The sequence below is a fragment of the Plesiomonas sp. genome, from assembly GCF_051650925.1.
Classification (GTDB): domain Bacteria; phylum Pseudomonadota; class Gammaproteobacteria; order Enterobacterales; family CAMTGL01; genus Plesiomonas.
Map to the genome: position 1 here is coordinate 1 of NZ_JBOFRH010000275.1, position 3,172 is coordinate 3,172.

Below are 3,172 nucleotides of genomic sequence, written 5' to 3' on the forward strand. Positions count from 1 at the left end.
GATATGCAACAAGGTTGTGCACCGGTATTATGTCATATTGAAACGGATGCTGGACACGGCGATGCATCAGGGCGCTATGAGTGGATAGCGGAAAGTGCGCTGATTGATGCTTTTTTGATCCGCCATTTGTCAGCCAACGCAAAAATCCCGTTTGGCTGCTAACGTTAGAGAGAGTCATTTATTTTTCAGCGCGTTACCGTACTGGTCAGTGTACTACTTAACGTAGGTTGCTACTTCACTGAGTGCGCTGAATGATAGCTGTATCAGATCACCTGTCATTCTGTTTAAAAAAATAGAGTTTGGTGACGTTGGAGCAGGCTCATGGTGAGCCTGCGCAATACCCATTGCCCACAAGGAGAGTTAGTGATGTACCTCAAGGCAATGTCTTTTAAGGCGATGCTGTTAACCCTGATATCCCGCTGGACCCCGGGATTATCAACACTGTTAAATTACCAACGCGAATGGTTCAAATCAGATGTCACAGCCGGAATATCTGTGGCTGCTGTGGCGCTGCCAGTGGCTATTGCTTATGCCAGTTTGGTGGGGGTTGCGCCTGCTGCTGGGCTGTATTCGTGCATTTTACCGATGCTGGCCTATGCGGTGTTTGGTTCATCCAAACAACTGATTATTGGGCCAGATGCCGCAACTTGTGCGGTGGTTGCCGCTACAGTTTCCCCGCTGGCGATGGGTGATCCTGAACGCTATTGGCAACTGGTGATTGTCATGACCATCATGACTGGCCTGTGGTGTCTGATAGCCAGCCGTTTTCATTTGGGGATGCTGGCTGATTTTTTATCGCGCCCCATTCTGACCGGTCTGCTCAACGGGGTGGCCGTAACCATTATTGTGGGGCAGCTCAGTAAAGTGTTCGGTTTTACCTACGAACAGCGCTTTTTGATTGAGCGAGTTTTATCTGGCGTAAATTATATTGCACATTCCCATATTGTCACTACGGCGGTCAGTGTACTGACATTGGTGTGCATATTGGCCTGTAAACGGATTAAACCGCGCTGGCCAAGTTCATTGCTGGCGATGATGGTTGCTGCATTTACCGTGTGGCTGTTTAACTTAAGCCAGTATAACGTGGCAACCATTGGCTATGTGCAGGCCGGTTTGCCGGTGGTGCAGTGGCCGGTTTTCCCCCCAGGTTTGCTGCGTGATATTGTCATGCCTGCACTCAACCTTGCCGTAGTCAGCTTCGTAAGCATGATGCTGACCGCGCGCAGTTTTGCCGCTAAAAATGGATATGATATAGACCCTGATCAAGAGTTTCGAGCGCTGGGGCTGGCGAATCTGGCGGCGGCTTTTTCGCAGGGGTTTGCGGTCAGTGGTGCTGATTCACGTACTGCGGTTAATGATGCTAACGGTGGGAAATCTCAGTTGGTGTCAATCGTGGCGGCACTGATGATTGCGGTGGTGATGTTCTTTTTTACCACACCATTGCAGTACGTGCCGATTGCCGCATTAGGGGTGGTATTGATTTATTCATCATTTCACCTGATGGATCTACGCGGCCTGTTTTTCCTGCGCAAACGCAATAAATCAGCCTTTTGGCTGGCGCTGTTTACCTTTATCAGCGTATTGGTGATGGGGGTTATCCCCGGCATTATGATGGCCGTTTTGCTGGCCTTGGCGCAGTTTATGAAAACGGTATTCCGCCCGACAGAACAACTGTTGGGGCTGGATGAAGAGGGGTTGGTCCGTTCTCTGGGTAACGGTAACGGGATTAAATCATTAGATCAGGTGATGATTTACCGCTTTAACTCACCGCTGACCTACTTTAACGTGCCGTATTTCAAAAAACGGGTACTTGAGCTGGTGGATACGTCAGACAACCAGCCGCGCTGGGTTGTGCTTGATGCGGTATCGAGTTTCACCTATGCCGATGTCAGCGTGCTGGCTGTATTGGGTGAGCTGCAAAAAGCGCTGAAACGGCGCAACATTCGTTTAGTGATTGCAGGGCGCTTAACCGAGATGACGCGCTGGCTGAAAGATTCTGGCCTGCAAAATGGGGATTATGGCGTTGTGCTACTGCCTGATATCTATTTAGCCGTGCGCTTGGTGCAAAGTGCGCAGTGTGTTGAATGCTCACTGGAAGGTGGTGGTACAGCGTAGCGGTTAAAGCTTGTCAGATTTGAATGCCGAGGTGATTTTTTAGTTAATCGGTATCAAACGGTCAGTGAATACAGGCTGTAAGCTAAGTCTACAAAATGGGTATAAAAAAGGCCGCAGTGTGTTTGCGGCCTTTTTGTTATCTTGGGTCTTTCGATTATTTTGGGTATAGATAAGTGCATTAAAAATAAGTGCGTTGAAAATTACTGCTCACTAACGGTTTCAGCGCGTTTGAATATTTCCAGCATATACAGGCGGAACAGGAAAATGAGCATCAGTGCGCTGGTCAGGTTATAGACAATGCTGACTAAGAGCGCGAACAGCGAACTGTTCATTTGCAGGCTGTTATCCAGCGCACTGATTAAGTACACCACCGGTAAGCGAATACCCAGATAGATAATCAGATAACCTTGTAAAATCAGCTTCATCCACGGTTTTGAGGCGTGCCAGCTCGATTTTAAAGCCTCAATCATGCTTTGGCCTTCAGCAGCCAAAAAGCAAGGGGCCAATGCTAGACGAATAGCAACATAAATACCGGGTAAAATCAGTGCGACAGCACCAGCAAAGGTAGCTAAACCTGACAGCACTTCTACGCCCAGCATCGCAAAATAGAGCGGTACACCGGCCTGTATTGCCGTGCTGATATTGGCCGTATTTCCCCGCGTACTGAGGATCACAAGGCTCAACAGGCAGCCATTAAACAGTGGCGTTGACAAAATATTGAGCATGGTTTGCGCGCGCATGGTTTTAATGGCGATATCTTGTTGCGACATCTCAACAGTATTAATGCCGCTGAGCATAAAATGCTCGGCAATAACAACAATCAGGGCTGCCAGCAGAGAGAGCAGCAAAACGGTATTGAGGTTATTGCGGATGAAATTAATGCTATCGCGGAACAGTAAATTGGCGTTGGTTGGCATGAAAACTCCTTCCGGTTCATGCAGGGTACGGTGATTGCGGCTGATTGTAGCGGGTTGCCAGACAGAATTAAACGTACATCACCCCGTCAGTGCAGTGGAAAACCAGAATTGTGATTTATTGAGTAGGAAAACTGCCGGCA

The 3,172-nt window shown here is 48.5% G+C and carries 2 protein-coding genes; one reads left to right on the top strand and one right to left on the bottom strand.

What is annotated here, in order from left to right; all coding sequences use genetic code 11:
* Window positions 1–396: 396 nt before the first annotated feature.
* Window positions 397–2,115, top strand: a complete 1,719-nt coding sequence (locus tag ACRC27_RS06675) for a SulP family inorganic anion transporter (protein WP_438621946.1) — start codon at window positions 397–399, stop codon at window positions 2,113–2,115.
* Window positions 2,116–2,315: 200 nt separating this feature from the next.
* Here ACRC27_RS06675 and ACRC27_RS06680 read toward each other — a convergent pair whose 3' ends face one another.
* Window positions 2,316–3,032: a YciC family protein gene (locus ACRC27_RS06680; RefSeq protein WP_438623430.1), complete on the bottom strand. Its 717-nt coding sequence runs from the start codon at window positions 3,030–3,032 to the stop codon at window positions 2,316–2,318.
* Window positions 3,033–3,172 lie beyond the last annotated feature (140 nt).

Bases quoted from the DNA above. Each gene is read 5' to 3' on its own strand.
- ACRC27_RS06675 (WP_438621946.1), top strand. From the start codon at position 397: ATGCTGTTAACCCTGATATCCCGCTGGACCCCGGGATTATCAACACTG.
- ACRC27_RS06680 (WP_438623430.1), bottom strand. From the start codon at position 3,032: ATGCCAACCAACGCCAATTTACTGTTCCGCGATAGCATTAATTTCATC.